This is a genomic window from Mycobacterium sp. E342 (assembly GCF_001667665.1).
GTDB lineage: Bacteria > Actinomycetota > Actinomycetes > Mycobacteriales > Mycobacteriaceae > Mycobacterium.
The window spans coordinates 1-16,584 of record NZ_LZJM01000308.1; the positions used below are offsets into that span (position 1 = coordinate 1).

General features: G+C 69.1%; 13 protein-coding genes and 1 pseudogene. 7 read left to right on the top strand and 7 right to left on the bottom strand.

Features of this window, described 5'->3' with window-relative positions; translation table 11 throughout:
- A partial coding sequence (locus tag A5692_RS25430) for a DUF222 domain-containing protein (RefSeq protein WP_197514568.1) occupies positions 1 to 605 on the bottom strand: 605 nt, incomplete at its 3' end.
- A 140-nt stretch (positions 606 to 745) separates the two neighbouring features.
- On the opposite strand from A5692_RS25430, the gene A5692_RS25435 reads away from it, so the two are divergent.
- Complete coding sequence (locus A5692_RS25435) at positions 746 to 1,117, top strand: hypothetical protein (protein WP_156766276.1); 372 nt, start codon at positions 746 to 748, stop codon at positions 1,115 to 1,117.
- Between the two features lies 1 nt (position 1,118).
- Here the strand turns inward: A5692_RS25435 and A5692_RS25440 are convergent, their stop codons facing one another.
- Positions 1,119 to 2,765, bottom strand: a complete 1,647-nt coding sequence (locus A5692_RS25440; protein WP_068061661.1) for an acetolactate synthase large subunit — start codon at positions 2,763 to 2,765, stop codon at positions 1,119 to 1,121.
- A 79-nt stretch (positions 2,766 to 2,844) separates the two neighbouring features.
- Here A5692_RS25440 and A5692_RS25445 point away from each other — a divergent pair, with 79 nt between their 5' ends.
- Positions 2,845 to 4,263: an NADP-dependent succinic semialdehyde dehydrogenase gene (locus A5692_RS25445; protein ID WP_068061664.1), complete on the top strand. Its 1,419-nt coding sequence runs from the start codon at positions 2,845 to 2,847 to the stop codon at positions 4,261 to 4,263.
- A gap of 5 nt (positions 4,264 to 4,268) precedes the next feature.
- Here A5692_RS25445 and A5692_RS25450 read toward each other — a convergent pair whose 3' ends face one another.
- The 3 genes from A5692_RS25450 to A5692_RS25460 all read right to left on the bottom strand — a co-directional run bounded on the left by A5692_RS25450 (position 4,269) and on the right by A5692_RS25460 (position 7,723).
- Positions 4,269 to 5,210 carry a R2-like ligand-binding oxidase gene (locus A5692_RS25450; protein ID WP_068061668.1) on the bottom strand — a complete coding sequence of 314 codons (942 nt, stop codon included), beginning with the start codon at positions 5,208 to 5,210 and terminating at the stop codon, positions 4,269 to 4,271.
- Complete coding sequence (locus A5692_RS25455) at positions 5,207 to 5,899, bottom strand: TetR/AcrR family transcriptional regulator (protein ID WP_068061672.1); 693 nt, start codon at positions 5,897 to 5,899, stop codon at positions 5,207 to 5,209. The genes A5692_RS25450 and A5692_RS25455 overlap by 4 nt, the downstream gene beginning before the upstream one ends.
- 102 nt (positions 5,900 to 6,001) lie before the next feature.
- Positions 6,002 to 7,723: an acyl-CoA dehydrogenase gene (locus tag A5692_RS25460; RefSeq protein ID WP_068061675.1), complete on the bottom strand. Its 1,722-nt coding sequence runs from the start codon at positions 7,721 to 7,723 to the stop codon at positions 6,002 to 6,004.
- Between the two features lie 123 nt (positions 7,724 to 7,846).
- Between A5692_RS25460 and A5692_RS25465 the strand changes: the two genes are divergently transcribed.
- Genes A5692_RS25465 through A5692_RS25475 form a run of 3 tightly spaced genes read left to right on the top strand, consistent with a single transcriptional unit; the run spans position 7,847 to position 10,841 of the window.
- Positions 7,847 to 8,824 carry a phosphotriesterase gene (locus tag A5692_RS25465; RefSeq protein ID WP_068061678.1) on the top strand — a complete coding sequence of 326 codons (978 nt, stop codon included), beginning with the start codon at positions 7,847 to 7,849 and terminating at the stop codon, positions 8,822 to 8,824.
- The gene (locus A5692_RS25470) at positions 8,824 to 10,320 is read left to right on the top strand and encodes an AMP-binding protein (RefSeq protein ID WP_068061681.1); all 1,497 of its coding nucleotides are present in this window, start codon (positions 8,824 to 8,826) and stop codon (positions 10,318 to 10,320) included. Before A5692_RS25465 ends, A5692_RS25470 begins: the two co-directional genes overlap by 1 nt.
- A 44-nt stretch (positions 10,321 to 10,364) precedes the next feature.
- Positions 10,365 to 10,841 carry a YbjN domain-containing protein gene (locus A5692_RS25475; protein ID WP_068061684.1) on the top strand — a complete coding sequence of 159 codons (477 nt, stop codon included), beginning with the start codon at positions 10,365 to 10,367 and terminating at the stop codon, positions 10,839 to 10,841.
- Here the strand turns inward: A5692_RS25475 and A5692_RS25480 are convergent.
- Positions 10,838 to 12,077 (bottom strand): annotated as a pseudogene (locus A5692_RS25480) (acyltransferase family protein). The gene A5692_RS25475 and the pseudogene A5692_RS25480 overlap by 4 nt on opposite strands.
- A gap of 90 nt (positions 12,078 to 12,167) precedes the next feature.
- Here A5692_RS25480 and A5692_RS25485 point away from each other — a divergent pair.
- Complete coding sequence (locus A5692_RS25485; RefSeq protein WP_197514569.1) at positions 12,168 to 13,445, top strand: DUF3068 domain-containing protein; 1,278 nt, start codon at positions 12,168 to 12,170, stop codon at positions 13,443 to 13,445.
- An 8-nt stretch (positions 13,446 to 13,453) separates the two neighbouring features.
- A complete protein-coding gene (locus A5692_RS25490; protein ID WP_068061691.1) occupies positions 13,454 to 15,166 on the top strand; it encodes a hypothetical protein in 1,713 nt (570 codons plus the stop codon).
- Here A5692_RS25490 and A5692_RS25495 read toward each other — a convergent pair.
- The gene (locus A5692_RS25495; protein WP_068061694.1) at positions 15,150 to 16,304 is read right to left on the bottom strand and encodes a glycosyltransferase family 4 protein; all 1,155 of its coding nucleotides are present in this window, start codon (positions 16,302 to 16,304) and stop codon (positions 15,150 to 15,152) included. The genes A5692_RS25490 and A5692_RS25495 overlap by 17 nt on opposite strands.
- Positions 16,305 to 16,584: the final 280 nt, after the last annotated feature.

The following is a 16,584-nucleotide window of genomic DNA, read 5'->3' on the forward strand; positions in this document are numbered from 1 at the left end:
TGCTTGCCCAAAGTGAGTCCGCGCCGGCGGGCGCGGTCGTCGTCGGTGTAGGTGCCGTCGGGGTTGAGGCAGTCGGCGATGTGCTCGGCGAGTGCGGCGAGTTGTTCGGGCCGGTACTGCGTTCCATGGGCAGCCAGGTCGGTCTCCACGGCCTCGCGGGTGGCGGCGTCGACCCAGCCGGGCAGGCGGTGGAAGAAGCGGCGGATCACCGCCACCTGGCCGCCGCCGAGCGTCCCATCGCGTTGGGCGGCGGCGGTGGCCGGCAACAACGGGGCCAGCGGTTCGCCGGTCAGCCCGTGCCGGGGTCCTAGGTCGGTGGCCTCTTTGACGCGCCGTGAGGCTTCGGCGCGGCTGATCAACGCCGCCTCGGCGAGCGCGTGCGGCAGCGTGCCGCCCAGCTCCTCTGGCGTGGCTTGGCGGGCCAGGTTGTTGATCACCGGGTGTTCGATGGCCGGCAGTTGGCGGCGCGCCTTCTCGCAGCGCTCCAGCATCGCCAACTGTTGCGCGACGTTCATCGCGTCAACCGGTAACGCCCGGGCGCGGGCCAAGACCGCATCAAGGTCGTCGAACACCGCGTCGACATCCGGATGACTACTTGGACTCACACCGCCAAACTAGCCACCCCCACCGACAAAAATCGGCGCGAAACCGCCACAGCTGCACACTCGTGCAAGGAATTTGGAAATTCTTTGGTGAGCCTGCAACGCCACGAGCGACAATCGTGAGAGCAATAAAGGAACGACGCATGAGATTAACACTCGCAATTTCGACAACTGTGCTGGCGCTCACCGGCGGCCTGTGGACCGCGGACCTGACGCTCGGTGCGGGCACGGCCCACGCCGTCTGCTCCACCAACAACGGCGGTAACCAGCCGCCGGAGTGTGCCCCGCCCGAGGGCCCACCGGGCTGCTGCACCTCACACATCTGCAGCCAGATGTGGTGCCCGAACCTGGGCGAGTTGCGTCGGATGCCGGACTGGGACAGAAACGTCTGCCACACCTATTACTTCGCGCCCGACTCCGGTCTTCCCGCGCTGATGGTCCAGGGCCAGCCGCCGGGGTTGCGGCTGCCGCCGAACACCGGCGTCTGCCCACCGTTGGCGTGGATGTGCCCGTGAATCACAGCGTCTCGTCCAGCTCGCCGAGCCGGTCGGTCAACCGCAGATTCTCCGAGTAGTCGACCGGGCAGGAGATCACCGACACCCCGTCGTCGTCGAGCGCGGCACGCAGCGTGGGCAGCAGCTCCTCGGCGCTGTTGATCCGATATCCCTTGGCGCCGAAGCTTTCCGCGTACTTCACCACGTCGGGATTGCCGAACTTCACGTAGTAGTGCGCGCCGAGCTCGAGGTCCATTTTCCACTCGATCAGCCCGTAGCCGCCGTCCTCCCAGATCAACACCACCAGCGGAATCCGCTCGCGGACGGCGGTCTCGATTTCCTGCGAGTTCATCAGGAACGCGCCGTCCCCGACGACGGCCAGCACCTTCGTGTCGGGCCGCGCCAGCTTGACACCGAGCGCGCCAGGAAGGGCAAAGCCCATGGTGGACAACCCATTCGACACCAGACAGGTGTTGCATTCGTACGTCGGATAGAGCCGCGCCATCCACATCTTGGTGGCACCGGTGTCCACCAGGACGACGTCACTGCGGCCCAGCGCCGCCCGGGTATCGGCGACCACCCGGGCCGGCGCCAGCGGATAACGCGAATCCTGTTGCCCGCGAGCGAATTCCTCGGCGAGTAGGCCGTGGCCGGGAACCTCCGGGTCCGCCTCGTAGGAGTGGCCGTCCAGCGCATCCGTCAACGCCTCCAAGGAAGAGCTGATGTCGCCGATGATGCCGACGTCCACCGAATAGTGCGCATCGACCTCGGCCGGGAAACGGTGGACGTGGATGATCTTCTTGTCGGCCTGCGGATTGATCCGGACGGGGTCGAACTCCTGCAACTCGTAGCCGACGGCGATCACGACGTCGGCGTTGTCGAAGCCGAAGTTCACGTAGTCGTGCCGCATGAACCCCAGGGTCCCGATGCTGTTGGGGTGGTCGTCGGGCATCACGCCCTTGCCGTGGAAGGTGTTGGCGACCGGGATGCCGAACTGCTCGGAGAACCGGATCAGGGCCGCGGTGGCGTTGCCGCGGGCGGCGCCGTGCCCGGCCAGCACCACCGGCCGCTTGGCCTTGCGCAGGATGTCGACCGCGCGCTCCACCTGGCCGGGCGCGGGCGCGTCAGGACGAACGACGTTGCGCGGCAACGGTGTCAGGTCGTAATCGGTCTCGTCGGCGTCTATGTGCTCGGGCACCGCCAGGTACACCGCCGCCGGGCGTTCGGTCTCGGCGACCTTGAACGCCTTGCGGAACATCTCCGGGATCGCGCGCGGGGTGGGAACCCCGGCGGCCCATCGGGTGATGGGGGCGAACATTCGGACCAGGTCGACGTATTGGTGCGACTCCTTGAACTCCCGGTCCTGGCCGACCTGCGCGGAGATCGCGACCAGCGGGGTGCTGTTGGTGGTGGCGTCGGCCACCCCGAGTTGCATGTTGATCGCACCGGGGCCCAGGGTGCTCGACACCACCGCCGCCCGCCCGGTGACCCGCCCGTACATCTCGGCCATGAAGGCCGCGCCCTGCTCGTGCCGGGTGAGCACGTAGCGGATGCTCGACGACGCCAGCGCCTGCACGAAGCGGATGTTCTCCTCCCCCGGCAGGCCGAACACCACGGCAACGCCCTCGTTTTCCAGGCACTTGACCATCAGCTCGGCGGCTCTACTCATCCGGCACCTCCCTTGGGGGAACGATAGTGGCAGGCTGGGTGTTGGACCTCTTACCAAACCCGAAGCGAAGGATGTCAGCGTGCCCATCGCGACCATCAACCCGGCCACCGGCGAGACCGTAAAAACCTTCACCCCGGCAACCGACGAAGAAGTCGACGCGGCCATCGCCCGCGCCTACGCCCGGTTCCAGGACTACCGCCATAACACCACCTTTGCCCAGCGCGCGCAGTGGGCAAACGCGACCGCCGACCTGTTGGAAAAAGAGGCCGACGACGTCGCCGCGATGATGACCCTGGAAATGGGCAAGACGCTGAAGTCGGCCAAGGCCGAGGCGCTCAAGTGCGCCAAGGGCTTTCGTTACTACGCCGAAAACGCCGAGCAGCTGCTGGCCGACGAGCCGGCCGACGCGGCCAAGGTCGGCGCCAAGAAGGCGTACACCCGCTACCAACCGCTCGGGGTGGTGCTGGCCGTGATGCCGTGGAACTTCCCGCTGTGGCAGGCCGTCCGGTTCGCCGCGCCGGCACTGATGGCCGGCAACGTCGGCATCCTCAAGCACGCCTCCAACGTGCCGCAGTCCGCGCTCTACCTGGCCGACGTGATCGCCCGCGGCGGCTTCCCGGAGGGCTGCTTCCAGACGCTGCTCGTCTCGTCCAGTGCCGTGGAGCGCATCCTGCGCGATCCCCGGGTCGCGGCCGCCACCCTGACCGGTAGCGAGCCGGCCGGCCAGTCGGTCGCCGCCATCGCCGGCGACGAGATCAAGCCCACCGTGCTCGAACTCGGTGGCAGCGACCCGTTCATCGTGATGCCGTCGGCGAACATGGACGAGGCCGCCAAGACCGCGGTCACCGCGCGCGTCCAGAACAACGGCCAGTCCTGCATCGCCGCCAAGCGGTTCATCATTCACACCGACATCTACGACGCGTTCGTCGACAAGTTCACCGAGCGGATGGCCGCGCTCAAGGTCGGCGACCCGACCGACCCGGACACCGACGTGGGCCCGCTGGCCACCGAGTCCGGCCGCGACGACATCGCCAAGCAGGTCGAGGACGCGGCTGCGGCGGGGGCCACGATCCGCCTCGGCGGCAAGCCCATCGACGGGCCGGGATGGTTCTACCCGCCGACGGTGGTCACCGACATCACCAAGGACATGGCGCTCTACACCGAAGAGGTGTTCGGCCCGGTGGCGTCGATGTACCGGGCCGCCGACATCGACGAGGCGATCGAGATCGCCAACGCCACCACGTTCGGGTTGGGATCCAATGCCTGGACCAACGACCAGGCCGAGCAGCAGCGCTTCATCGACGACATCGAGGCCGGCCAGGTCTTCATCAACGGCATGACGGTGTCCTACCCGGAGCTGGGCTTCGGCGGCGTCAAGCGTTCCGGCTACGGCCGCGAACTCGCCGGCCTGGGCATCCGCGCCTTCGTCAACGCCAAGACCGTGTGGGTGGGCGAGTCGGAAAGCGGCCTGGCGGGCGGCGGCAGCAAGGTCGAGTAGCCGGCTCAGGCAGACGCAGCCGCCAGGGCCTTCTCGTCCTCGTCGGCGAAGGTGTCCTCCAAGTGCAACGGCGAGTAGTCGAGGTCGATCTCTTCCAGCGGCCGCCCGCGGGCGCTGGAGATGGTGCCGAAGCGGCGCATGCCCTTGTCGGATGCGTACTGCATGAACTCGTCCACCGACAGGCCGAAAGGCATCGGGTCGTACAGGGCGAAGCCCTCCTCGATCAGGCGCAGGCCCAGCGGCATGAGCTCGTTCATGCGGGTTTCGAAGACGCCCCAGTTGGCATCGTCGGCGGCGACGTGGCGGCGGCAGGTGAACGTGCCCCACGCCATATGGCGCCGCTCGTCGTCGCCGATGCGCCGGACCAACTCCTGCATGCCGGGCAGGATGCCGCGCTCCACGCAGATCTTGTGCCAGCCGAAGTATCCGGTGAGCGCCAGCATGCCCTCGACCATGTGGTTGTAGGTGACCGACGCTCGCACCTGGGCGGCCGGCGACGGGTCCACCGACAAGGCGTTCAGGCAGTCCGGCAATTCCTCGTAGAAGATCGTCCGGTAGGTGGGGATGTCGTCGAGGTAGCGGTGCAGGTCATCGGTGACCCCGACCGCATCGAGCCACATGCGGAACACCTGGACGTGCTTGGCCTCCTCGAAAGCGAACTGCGTCAGGTACATCTCGTCGCCGAGCCGGCCCTCGGCCCGCATCGCCGACATGAACGGCTGGATGTCTTCGGTCACGGCTTCCTCGCCGGCGATGAACTCCGCGCACAACCGGATCGCGTAGTCGCGTTCGTCGTCGGTCAGCCGCTCCCAGTCGGCGCGGTCGCGGGAGAAGTCGATGTCGGCCGGATCCCAGAATTTCGCGTTGCCGCCGGCGAACAGCCGCAGCGGCAGGCTGTCCCAGTTGAGGCCCCCTCGAACCATCGAGCCCGAATGTGTGCGTGTCATGTGACCTCCTCGGATCGTTGTGGGGCTGAGTGGACGGGTGAGTGCGGTGACGCGGAGAAGGCGGCCGCCAGCACCGCGACCAGCCGGCGCACGGCCAGCGCCGGCTGCTCCGGAGTGGGTTCGTCGAGCCCGAGAACCGGGTCCAGGCCGCGCATGTAGGGCGCCAGCGCCAGGTGCGGAAAGATCAAGAGCAGCAACGACAACAGCGCGTCGGTGTCCGAATCGGCGCGCAGGTCGCCGCGCGCCTTCGCATCACGGACGAGCGGCCGCATCACCTCCAGGTAGTGGCGGTGGATGACGTTCTGCACGCTGACACGGGCTTCGGTGTCGACCTCGAGGGTCGCCGCGGCGTGCAGCGCGCGTTCGTGCGGGTGGTCGGCGAAGTAGGCCACCCACGCGTCGAGCCAGTCGGTGAGAAAGTCGAAGAACGGCCGGCTCGGGTCCAGCTCGCGGATGCGGTCTTCCATGTAGGCGCGCACCCGCTGGCTGCCGATGTCGGCGATGAACGCGAACAGGTCGCGCTTGTCCGCGAAGTACTGGAACAGGCTGCCCTTGGCGACACCGGCGCGCCGTGCGATGACGTTGAGGCTGCCGCGGGAGAACCCGTGGGCCCCGAACTCCTGCTCGGCGGCGTCGATGATGGCTGCGCGACGGGCGGGGTCGACCCGCGCCCAAATCACCGTCGGCAATGCGGTCTCCTAACATCGATGACCACTGGTCATTTTACAGTGAGCTGCGTCACAGTCAAGGCCCGGCCGCCGCCCCGAGTGCCCGGCCGGCGGTCGCGGAAACTACGGCCGCATCTGGTACGCGCCGTTCAGCGGAAGGATGTGTTCCTTCCAGATCTGGGCGTACCGCGAGGGGTCGTGAACCGGGCGGCGGATCATCCGCGTCGCGAACCGCGCCTGCTCGTCCGTCGTCGCGGGCTTGTCGCTGAGCTCCACGGCGTAGCCGTTGAAATCGCGCACCAGCACGGCGAAGATCCCATCGATCAGCGTCTCGTCCACGTCCGACAGCGCGGCCTCCTCGAGGATGAGCTGCGCGTAGGGCACCGTCGCGAACAGCTGGCCCACGGCGAACGCGAAGTCGATGTCCTGCTGCTGCGCGGCGTCGGGCGTCGCGCTGGCCAGCATGTCGGCGAGCACGTCGATCTGCTTGTGCAGCAACGCGACATTGGGTAGGTGCGCGAACCCGTCGAACACCGCGCGCCAGTCGTGGAAGCGCACCTTGCCCAGCCCCCCGGTCGGCCCCTGCGCGAACAGGAAGCTGTCGTCCGACGCTTCGTCGCGGCGGCCGATGATGGGCAGTTCGCTGTTGGGGGCGAACAGGAAGTTGGGCATGAACTTCGCGAGCAGCCCGATGTTGATGTGCACCGTGCCTTCGAGCCTTGGCAACAGACCGATCTCGCGGGTGACCGCCTCGAAGAAGGTGTCCTTCTCGACGCCCTTCGCGGCGATGACGTCCCAGAGCGCGATGACGACCCGCTCCCCCTCGCTGGTGACCTTCCCCTTCGTGAGCGGGCTGTACAGCAGGTAACGCCGGTCGTCGGCCGACGCGCTGCGCATGTAGTCGCAGGCGCGGGTTGTCACCAGCCGCATCGCGACCAGCCGTAGGTAGGCGTCGGTGAGCAGCCGACGGACGTGCGTGAAGTCGGTGACGACGGTGCCGTAGAGGACGCGATTGGAGGCGTGGGTGACCGCCTCGTACATGGCGTGGGTGCACATGCCGACGGCGCCCCACCCCAGGTTGTACTTGCAGACGTTGACGGTGTTGAGGGCGGCGTGGAAAGCCTCGGGACCGCGGTGCAGGATGTCGGCCTCGCTGACCGGGTAGTCGCGCAGCGCGTAGTTGGCGACGTAATTCTGCGAGTTCACCACGTTCTTGATCAGGTCGTACCGCTCGTGCTGGGAGTCGGCGGCGAAGAACACGTACTCGTCGTCCTTTTCTGAGGAGCCGGCGATCTTGCCGAAGGTCGACACCATCCGCGCCACGTTGGCGTTACCGATGTAGTACTTCTCGCCGTTCGCGGTCCAGCCCCCGAGACCAGCCTCGCCGGACGGCGTCAGGATCATGTCGGTCTGGTAGACGTCGGCGCCGTGGGTCTGCTCCGACAGCCCGAAGGCGAACACCTCGCCGGACTCCAGCTGCGCGGCGGCCTTGCGCTTGGCGTCGGAGTTGGCGCTCATCCAGATCGGGCCCAGGCCCAGCGCGGTGACCTGGAAGGGGTACCAGTAGCTCAGCCCGTAGAAGCCCACGATCTCGGCGAACTCGCTGATCCGGTAGGTGTCCCAGCGGCAATCGGCCGCACCGTATTCCGACGGCGTCAGCAGAGAGGCGAAGATGCGCTCGCGGCCGATGTGGTCCAAAAACTCGGAGTACCACACCCGTTCGTGGTCGTCGGACTTCAGCCGCGCCTTGCCCCGCGACTCGAAGAAGTCCACCGTCGCGGCCATGATCTCCCCCGAGCGCCGGTCGGGGTACTGACGTTGCAGATGGTTGGGATTGAGCAACATGACGGGCTCCCGCGGGTTCCGGTTCGGACGAGGGTGACGGTACTGCACCGTCGCGGCCGTCGGGGCGGACCGGAATAAATCGGCACTGTTGCCCGACCACCGAGTCGACCTAGCATCAGTCCCGTGTCAGAACTCAATACCGCCCGCGGCCCCATTGATACCGCCGACCTCGGCGTGACGCTCATGCACGAGCACGTGTTCATCATGACCACCGAGATCGCCCTGAACTATCCCGAAGCCTGGGGCGACGAGGACAAGCGCGTGGCCGACGCGATCGCCCGCCTCAACGAGTTGAAGTCGCGCGGCGTGGACACCATCGTCGACCTCACCGTGATCGGACTCGGCCGCTACATCCCGCGCATCGCGCGCGTGGCGGCGGCCACGGATCTGAATATCGTTGTGGCAACAGGCCTTTACACCTACAACGACATCCCGTTCCGGTTCCACTACGAGGGCCCGGGCGGCATGCTGGACGGCCCGGAGATCATGACCGACATGTTCGTGAAGGACATCGAGCAGGGCATCGCCGACACCGGCGTCAAGGCCGGAATCCTCAAGTGCGCCACCGACGAGCCGGGCATCACCCCCGGCGTCGAGCGGGTGCTGCGCGCCGTCGCCCAGGCGCACAAGCGCACGGGGGTACCGATCTCCACGCACACCCATGCCGGCCTGCGCCGAGGCCTCGAGCAGCAACGCATCTTCGAAGAGGAAGGCGTCGACCTGACCCGGGTCGTGATCGGCCACTCCGGCGACAGTACCGACATCGGCTACCTCGAGGAACTCATCGCGGCGGGGTCATACCTCGGGATGGACCGCTTCGGTCTCGACGTGATCTCTCCCTTCGAGGAGCGGGTCAAGATCGTGGCGCAGATGTGCGAACGCGGCCACGCCGACAAGATGGTGCTTTCACACGACGCCAATTGCTACTTCGACGCGCTGCCCGAAGAACTCGTGCCGCAGATGGCGCCCAACTGGCACTACCTGCACATCCACAACGACGTCATCCCCGCCCTCAAGCAGCGCGGCGTCACCGACGAGCAGCTGCACACCATGCTGGTCGACAACCCCCGCCGCATCTTCGAGCGGCAGGGCGCCTATTAATGACCCAGAATGAGCCGGTCCCGCCAATCGGCACCCAGATCTCGGCGCTGGCCGAGCTCGCGCCCGACGAGCCGGCGGTCACCTGCGACGGGCTGACCCTGACCCGCGCGGAGCTCGACGCCTCGACGAACCGGTTGGCCCGCGCCTACGCCGAGCGCGGCGTCGGCCTCGGCGACTACGTGACGATCGTGCTGCCCAACTCGGTCGAGTGGATCCAGGCCGCGGTGGCGTGCTGGAAGCTGGGCGCGGTGCCCCAGCCGCTGTCGGCGCGGTTACCGGACGCCGAGCTGCGGGGCCTGCTGGACCTGCGCCCGCCCGCACTGCTGGTGGGACGCGAGCACCCCCAAATGCCCAGTGTGCCAGCGGGATTCACGCCGGATCAGGCGTTGTCCGACGCGGCGTTGCCCGAGGCGGTGTCGCCGGTGTGGAAGGCGATGGGATCCGGTGGCAGCACCGGCCGGCCCAAGCTCATCGAGTCCGGCGGCGACAGCCGGATACCGGCCGCCATCGGTTACCCGCTGGGCGCGCAGGAGGGCGACACCACGTTGGTGCCGATCCCGTTGTCCCACAACACCGGTTTCACCACCGCGACGCTCGCCCTGCTGATGCGCCATCACCTGGTCTTGATGAGCCGGTTCGACCCCGAACGGTTCCTGCGGCTGATCACCGACCATCGCGTCACCTTCCTGACGACGGTGCCGACGATCATGCAGCGCACGCTGCCCGTGTACCACGCCGACCCACAGTCCTACGACCTGTCGTCGATCCGCCGGTTCTGGCACATGGGTGCGCCGTGCCCGCCCGCCGTCAAGCAGGCGTGGATCGAACTGCTGGCCCCGGAGAAGGTGTGGGAACTCTACGGCGGCACCGAGTTACAGGCGCTCACCTTCATCTCCGGGGACCAGTGGCTGACCCACCGCGGCTCGGTGGGTGTGGTGGTCGCCGGTGAGATGAAGGTGCTCGACGACGAGGGCAACCCGTGCCCGCCCGGCGTGGTGGGCGAGATCTACCTGCGGCCAAGCCCGGGCAGCGCGCCCACCTACCGCTACGTCGGCGTCGAGGCGAAGAGCCGCGACGGCTGGGACTCCCTGGGCGACCTCGGCCACTTCGACTCCGACGGGTTCCTGTACCTGTCCGATCGTCGCGTCGACATGTTCACCGTCGGCGGCCGCAACGTGTACCCGGCCGAGGTCGAGAACGCGCTCTCGGCGCACCCGGACGTGCTGTCTTGCCTCGTCGTCGGTGTGCCCGACCCCAACTCCGGCGACCTGGGCCAGGTGCCCTATGCACTCGTGCACACCGCCGACGGGTCCGCACTCGACGCGGTGAGCGTGAGAGAGTTTCTGTGCGAACGCCTTTCGCAGTACAAGGTGCCGCCCTCCCCCGGTTTCATCGAGTTCGTCGACACTCCCCTGCGCGACGATGCCGGCAAGGCGCGGCGGTCTGCCGTGCGCGCCGAGATCATCGCGCGACTGCAGGCGACGGAGACGGCCTGAGGCACGCCAAGAATCCTCCAAGGCCGCGGCCGCACCATCGGGCCATGCAGATCGAACCGTTGAGCACGGAACTGATCGACCGTTACCTGCGATCGCGCCAGTTGCGGTTCTTCCGCAGCGACGACGGCGAGGAGTTCCTGATGCTGCCCGGCTACGAACGCGGCAAGCTGCACGTGAACCTGCGGATCAACGGGTTGCGGCGCGACCTGTTCGAGATCTCGGTCAGCCCGGCCGGCTACTACCCCGCCGCCGAACGGCCCCGCCTGATGGAGCTGGTGAACGACTGGAACCGCGAAACCCATTGGCCCAAGGCGTTTGTGCGCGAGACCGCCCGGCCGGCCCACGTCAGCGTCGTCGGCGAGAACGCCTACCTGCTGAGCGACGGCATCCACGTCGAGGGGCTGGGCCACCTCGTCCGGTCCACCGTGGAATACGGGGCCGATCTGTTCGAGAAGATCGAACGGGCCGTCTGCCTGCCGTCGGCACACACGCTCGAAGAGTGGATGGACCGCGCCGGCTAGGGCGCGATCGCGTCCGCCTCCGCGTCGACGGTGCCGGGTGTTTCTTCCGGCTTCTCGCGTTTTTCCCAGCGCCGCAACGCTTCCCGGCATGGCGACTCGACCAGCCCATAGCTGACCGCGGCGATCGCCCACCCGAAGATCAGCGTGAGCACCAGCACCGACGGCATCCGTCCGGTGAACGCGAAGGTCCCGAGCACCGGGAACACCATGGCCAGCGCCGCCAGGTGCCACACGAACAGCCCGTAGGACCACCGCCCCAGCGTCACCATGGCGGTGCTGCCCAGCAACCGGTGACCGGTGTCGACCCGGTCCAGCACCAGCGGGGCGACCAGCGCGAGCGCCACCAGCGAGCCCGCCGCCGTCTTCACGGCGAACTGGGTGGCCGTGCCGGGAATCAGGCCCTCCGGTCCCGCCAGCGGGGACGCCGCCACCAGGTAGGCCAGCACGGCGACGACGCCCATCACCACACGCCGGCGGGCCCACCGGTGCGGCAGGCCGATCGGGTTGTACACCCATTCGGCCAGCAGCATGCCCGCGGCGAACCAGGAGAAGAAGGCCGGCGGCCAGTTCAGCGGGTTGGTGCCGGATCCGGAATGGATGGGCACCCAGCCCCAGGCCCAGCTCAGCGCGGCCAGGGCGGCGATGGCCGGCACCCGCGCGCCGACCGGCAGCCGCCGGGCCAGCAACGCCAGGATGGGCAGCGCCAGGTAGAAGCTGACCTCGACGGAAAGGCTCCACATCTGGGTCAGCCCGCCGGTCAGGGTGAGCGGCACATAGATCTGGGTCAGGGTCAGGTTTGCCAGCCATACCGTCGGGCTCGCGTGATCGGCGTCGGGCAACAGCGTCAGGATCACGACGACCGCCACCACGTAGGCCGGCATGATGCGCACCACCCGCGACCGCAGATAGTGGCCCGTGCGGGGCCGCGGTTGCAGGCCGCGCGCCGCCGCGGCGTGCCCGCGCCACAACAGGAAACCCGACAACGCGAAGAACACCGCGACGGCCAGATCGAAGCGGCCGAAGAGCCGGCCGGTGACACCGCTGGAATGCCCGGTCTGGAAGGCGACGTGCGTGACGACCACGCCCATGGCCGCGCACGCGCGCATCCCCTCCACGGCAGGCAGGAAGCTGCGAACGCCTCCCGCTCGCTGGCCATCCGTCACCCCCACAGTCTGCATCGGATGGGTCGGCAGAACGAATGGGTACACCCGAAGGACCCGCGCGCGACCGCGACAGGTTCGTAAGCCGGGGCCTTACGTTCGGCTGTTAGGGTCAAACGGGTTTGCGGCTGACGGCGCAAGAGAGCATCTAGGAGGGCACAGCGACGTGAACCGAGCAGTCATGTTGCGGTTCGCCGCATGCGGGATCATCGGATTCGGAGCCGCCCTGCTGATCGCCGCGCTGCTGTTGTCGACGTACACCACCAGCAGGATCACCAAGGTCCCGCTCGACATCGACGCCACGCTGATCAGCGACGGCACCGGAACCGCGCTCGACGCCGCATCCCTGTCGACCGATCACGTGGTCGTCAACCAGAACGTGCCGCTGGTGTCCCAGCAGCAGGTCAGCGTCGAGTCGCCCGCCAACGCCGACGTGGTCACGCTGCAGGTCGGAAGCTCGGTGCGGCGCACCGACAAGCAGAAGGACAGCGGCCTGCTGCTGGCGATCGTCGACACCGTCACCCTCAACCGCAAGACCGCGATGGCCGTCTCCGACGACACCCACGCCGGCGGCTCGGTCCAGAAGCCGCGCGCCTTCAACGACGAGAACCCGCCCACCGCGATGCCGCTCCGCCACGACGGCCTGGCCTACCGGTTCCCGTTCCACACCGAGAAGAAGACGTACCCCTACTTCGATCCGATCGCGCAGAAGCCGTTCGACGTCAACTACGACAGCCAGGAAGACGTCAACGGCCTGACCACCTACAAGTTCACCCAGAACATCGGCTACAACGCCGAGGGCAAGCTGGTGGCCCCCGTGCCGTACCCGTCGCTGATGGCCGGCAACGAGGACGCCAAACAGACCACGTCGGCGTCGATGTGGGGCATCCAGGGCGGCGACCCGAACGAGCAGATCACCATGACCCGCTACTACGCGGCGCAGCGCACCTTCTGGGTGGACCCGGTGTCGGGCACCATCGTCAAGGAGACCGAGCACGCCAACCACTACTTCGCCCGCGATCCGATGAAGCCGGAGCTGACGCTGGCCGACTACAAGGTCACCTCCAACCAGGACACCGTCGAATCACAGGTCAACGCCGCCCGCGACGAGCGCGACCGGCTGGCGCTGTGGTCGCGGGTGCTGCCGATCACGTTCACCGCGGTCGGGCTGATCGCGCTGGTCGGCGGCGGCCTGCTCGCCTCGTTCAGCCTGCGCACCGAGAGCGCGTTGACCGATCCCGGCCTGGACCGCGGTGACCAGGACTTCTTCGGCCGCAGCGGGCTCGAGGAGCCGGTGCCCGGCGCCGAGGCCGAAACCGAGAAGCTGCCCACCCAGCGCCCCACGTCGCGGGATGATCCCGGCGGGGACGCGCCCACCCTGGGCGCCGACGAGCCGCCCGGCTCCGGGCTGCCCGAACCCACCGGTCCACCCGAACGGGAATAGCCCGCCGCGTGCGCTGGACCCGGCCCGGGTACGCCCTGGTCTTGGCGCTGCTGGTGGTCGGGCCGCTGCTCAAGCCCGGTTACCTGCTGCTGCGCGACGCGGTGTCCACGCCGCGCTCGTATGTGTCCGACACCGCGCTGGGCCTGACGGCGGCGCCGCGCGCGACGCCGCAGGACTTCGCGGTGGCGCTGGCCTCCCACGTGCTCGACGGCGGCGTCGTGGTCAAGGCGTTGCTCGTCCTGGGGCTCTGGCTCGCGGGGTGGGGTGCGGCCCGACTGGTCGCGACGGCGCTGCCCGACGCGGGCCCGCCCGGCCAATTCGTCGCCACCACCCTGGCGATCTGGAACCCCTACATCGCCGAGCGGCTGCTTCAGGGCCACTGGAGCCTGCTTGTCGGCTACGGCTGCCTGCCCTGGATCGCGACGGCGACGCTCAGGCTGCGGACGGGCGCCGGCTCGTTCTTCGGGTTGACCTTCTGGATCGCACTCGCCGGGCTGACGCCGACCGGTCTGCTGCTCGCCGCGACGACGGGGCTGGCCTGCGTGGCTGTCCCGACACAGGACCCGGCTGGGTCCTGGTCCCGCCGGCTGTGCGCCGCAGTGACGCTGGGCGCCGCGCTGGTGTGCGCGCTGCCCTGGCTGACCGCGTCGGCGCTGGGCGCCTCGTTGCCCGCCCACGCGGCGGCGAACACCCTGGGGGTCGCGGCGTTCGCGCCGCGCGCCGAGCCGGGGCTGGGCACGCTCGCCAGCCTGGCCGCCCTGGGCGGGATCTGGAACGGCGAGGCGGTGCCGATCTCGCGGACCACGATGTTTGCGGTGGCGTCGGCCGCGGTGCTGCTGGGCGTGGTCGCGGCCGGGCTGCCGACGGTGGTGCGCCGCCCCGCGGCGCGACCGCTGCTGGCGTTGGCGGCAGCGGCCGTGCTGCTTCCGGCCGCCCTGGCGACCGGCCCCGGCCTGCACCTGCTGGCCGCGCTGGTAGATGCCGTGCCCGGCTTCGGGGTGCTGCGCGACGGGCAGAAGTGGGTGGCGCTGGCGATGCCGGGCTACGCGCTGGCGGGCGGGGGCGTGGTGGTGACGCTGCGCAGATGGGTGCCGCCACCGGCGGATGTGATGGCGGCCCCGGTCTGCTGCCTCGCGCTCGTCTTCGCGCTGCCCGACCTGGCCTGGGGGGTCTGGGGCCAGGTGTCGCCGGTGCAATATCCACGCGGCTGGGCGGCGATGGCGGCCCAGATCAACGCCGCGCCCGCGACGGTGGCGGTGTTGCCGGCCGGCACCATGCGGCTCTACTCCTGGGCGGGCCGGACGCCGGTGTTGGATCCGTTGCCCCGCTGGGTGCGCGCCGACGTGCTCAGCACGGGCGACCTGGTCATCTCGGGAACCGTCATCCCGGGCGAGGGCACCCACGCCCGCGCGGTCCAGCAGTTGCTGCTGGCCGGGCCCGCGCCGTCCGCGCTGGCCCCGGCGGGCGTGGGCTGGCTGGTCGTGGAGTCGGACACCGCCGGGGACATGGGGGCGGCCGCGCGCACTCTCGACGCGCTCACCCCGGTCTACCGCGACGACCACCTCGCGCTCTATCGGATCGGCGGCACCACCCCAGGGGTGTCCGCCACGGCCCGCACGGCGACGCTGATCGCGCATCTGGCGTGGCTGGCGGCGCTGGTCGTCGGTGGCGCCGGCGCGCTGGTCAGGCGCGCCCGGGCCGCGGCTAGAGGACGCCGCTGACGAAGTCGCCCGTTCGCACGGCCTCCAACACCGTGCGCATGGAGTCGGCGCTTTGCCGCCATGAGAACTCACCGCTCCGGGTGTACGCCTTGGCGCCGAGCTGATCGCGCAACACCGGGTCGGACAGCAGCTCGTCGAGGCGATCCACCAGCTCCGCGTGGGTGTCCACCAGGATGCCGGTCACCTCGTCGACGATCGAATCCGACAGGCCGCCCGAGGATCGGTAGCCGATGGTCGGCACCCGATGCTGGGCGGCCTCCACGACAGCCAGACCCCACCCCTCCTTGCGGGAGGGCAGCAGCTGCACCCACGCGCTCTGCAGCACATGGTGTTTGGTCACGTCGTCGACGTGGCCGTGAAATGTCACCGCGTCGGGGATGCCGAGCCGGCGGACGTGCTCGACGAGCCGCCGCCGCCACCAGCCGTCGCCGACGATGTCGAGGTGCAGGCCCGGCATCCGGGGCCGCAGCTGCGCCACGGCCTCCAGCGCGTCCTCGATCTGCTTGTGCGGCACCAACCGCGACAGCACCACCACCCGCGGCGCGGCGGCGCGGGGGCCGGTCAGCGAGCGCGCCGGGGCCTCGTCGAGCCCGTTGCGCACCACCGCGATTCGCGCGTTGTCGACGCCCAGCGTCAGCAGGTCGCGCGCCGACGGCAGCGATACCGTGACGTACTGGTTGCGCCGGTTCAGCCACGGCGACAACGTCGACTCGACGAACCAGCCGAGCCGGCCGAGCACCGGGCCCGCCACCGGCCATTGCTCGCGGTGACAGTGGTGCACCAGGACCACCACCCGCCGGCCGTATACCAGCCGGGCGAGGAACGGCAGGCCGTTCTGGGTGTCGACGACCACGTCGGGCCGCACCCGCCGCAACGGTCCGACCCCCAGCCGCGCCGCCGCCATTGCGAGCAACGCCCAGACGTAGACGGAGTACCGGCCGCCCGCGCGGTGGATGCGCACGCCGTCGACCACCTCGCGGCGGGGCGCGCCGGGATAGCGGGCGGTGCGCAGCGTAACGGCGACGCCGGATGCGGCCAGCTGCGCGCCGATGCGCTGCAAGTAGGCCTCGCTGCCGCCGCCTTGTGGGTGTCCGGTATCGCGCCAGCACAGCAGGAGCACGGAGCGCAGACCGGACATCACTGGTCAGCCTAGCCCGGGGAAGGCGCGCGTCCCGGAGCGGCGACCATCCGGGTCACATGTGCCCCACTGGCCTCTGGCGGGAGTGGCCGCTCGTGTGCCCGCCTCACAGCGACAAATCGGTGGGGCAGAGACCCCGGGCATTTGCAGGCCGCGCGGCATTGCAGGCGCCCCGCGCCGCACTGCCGACGCGCGGGACCGGCATTTGTCGCTGGGAGGCGGGCAGTTTGCGCCTCGCCCCGGCCAGTGACGGATGTGACGACGGTGCATGGAAAACCAG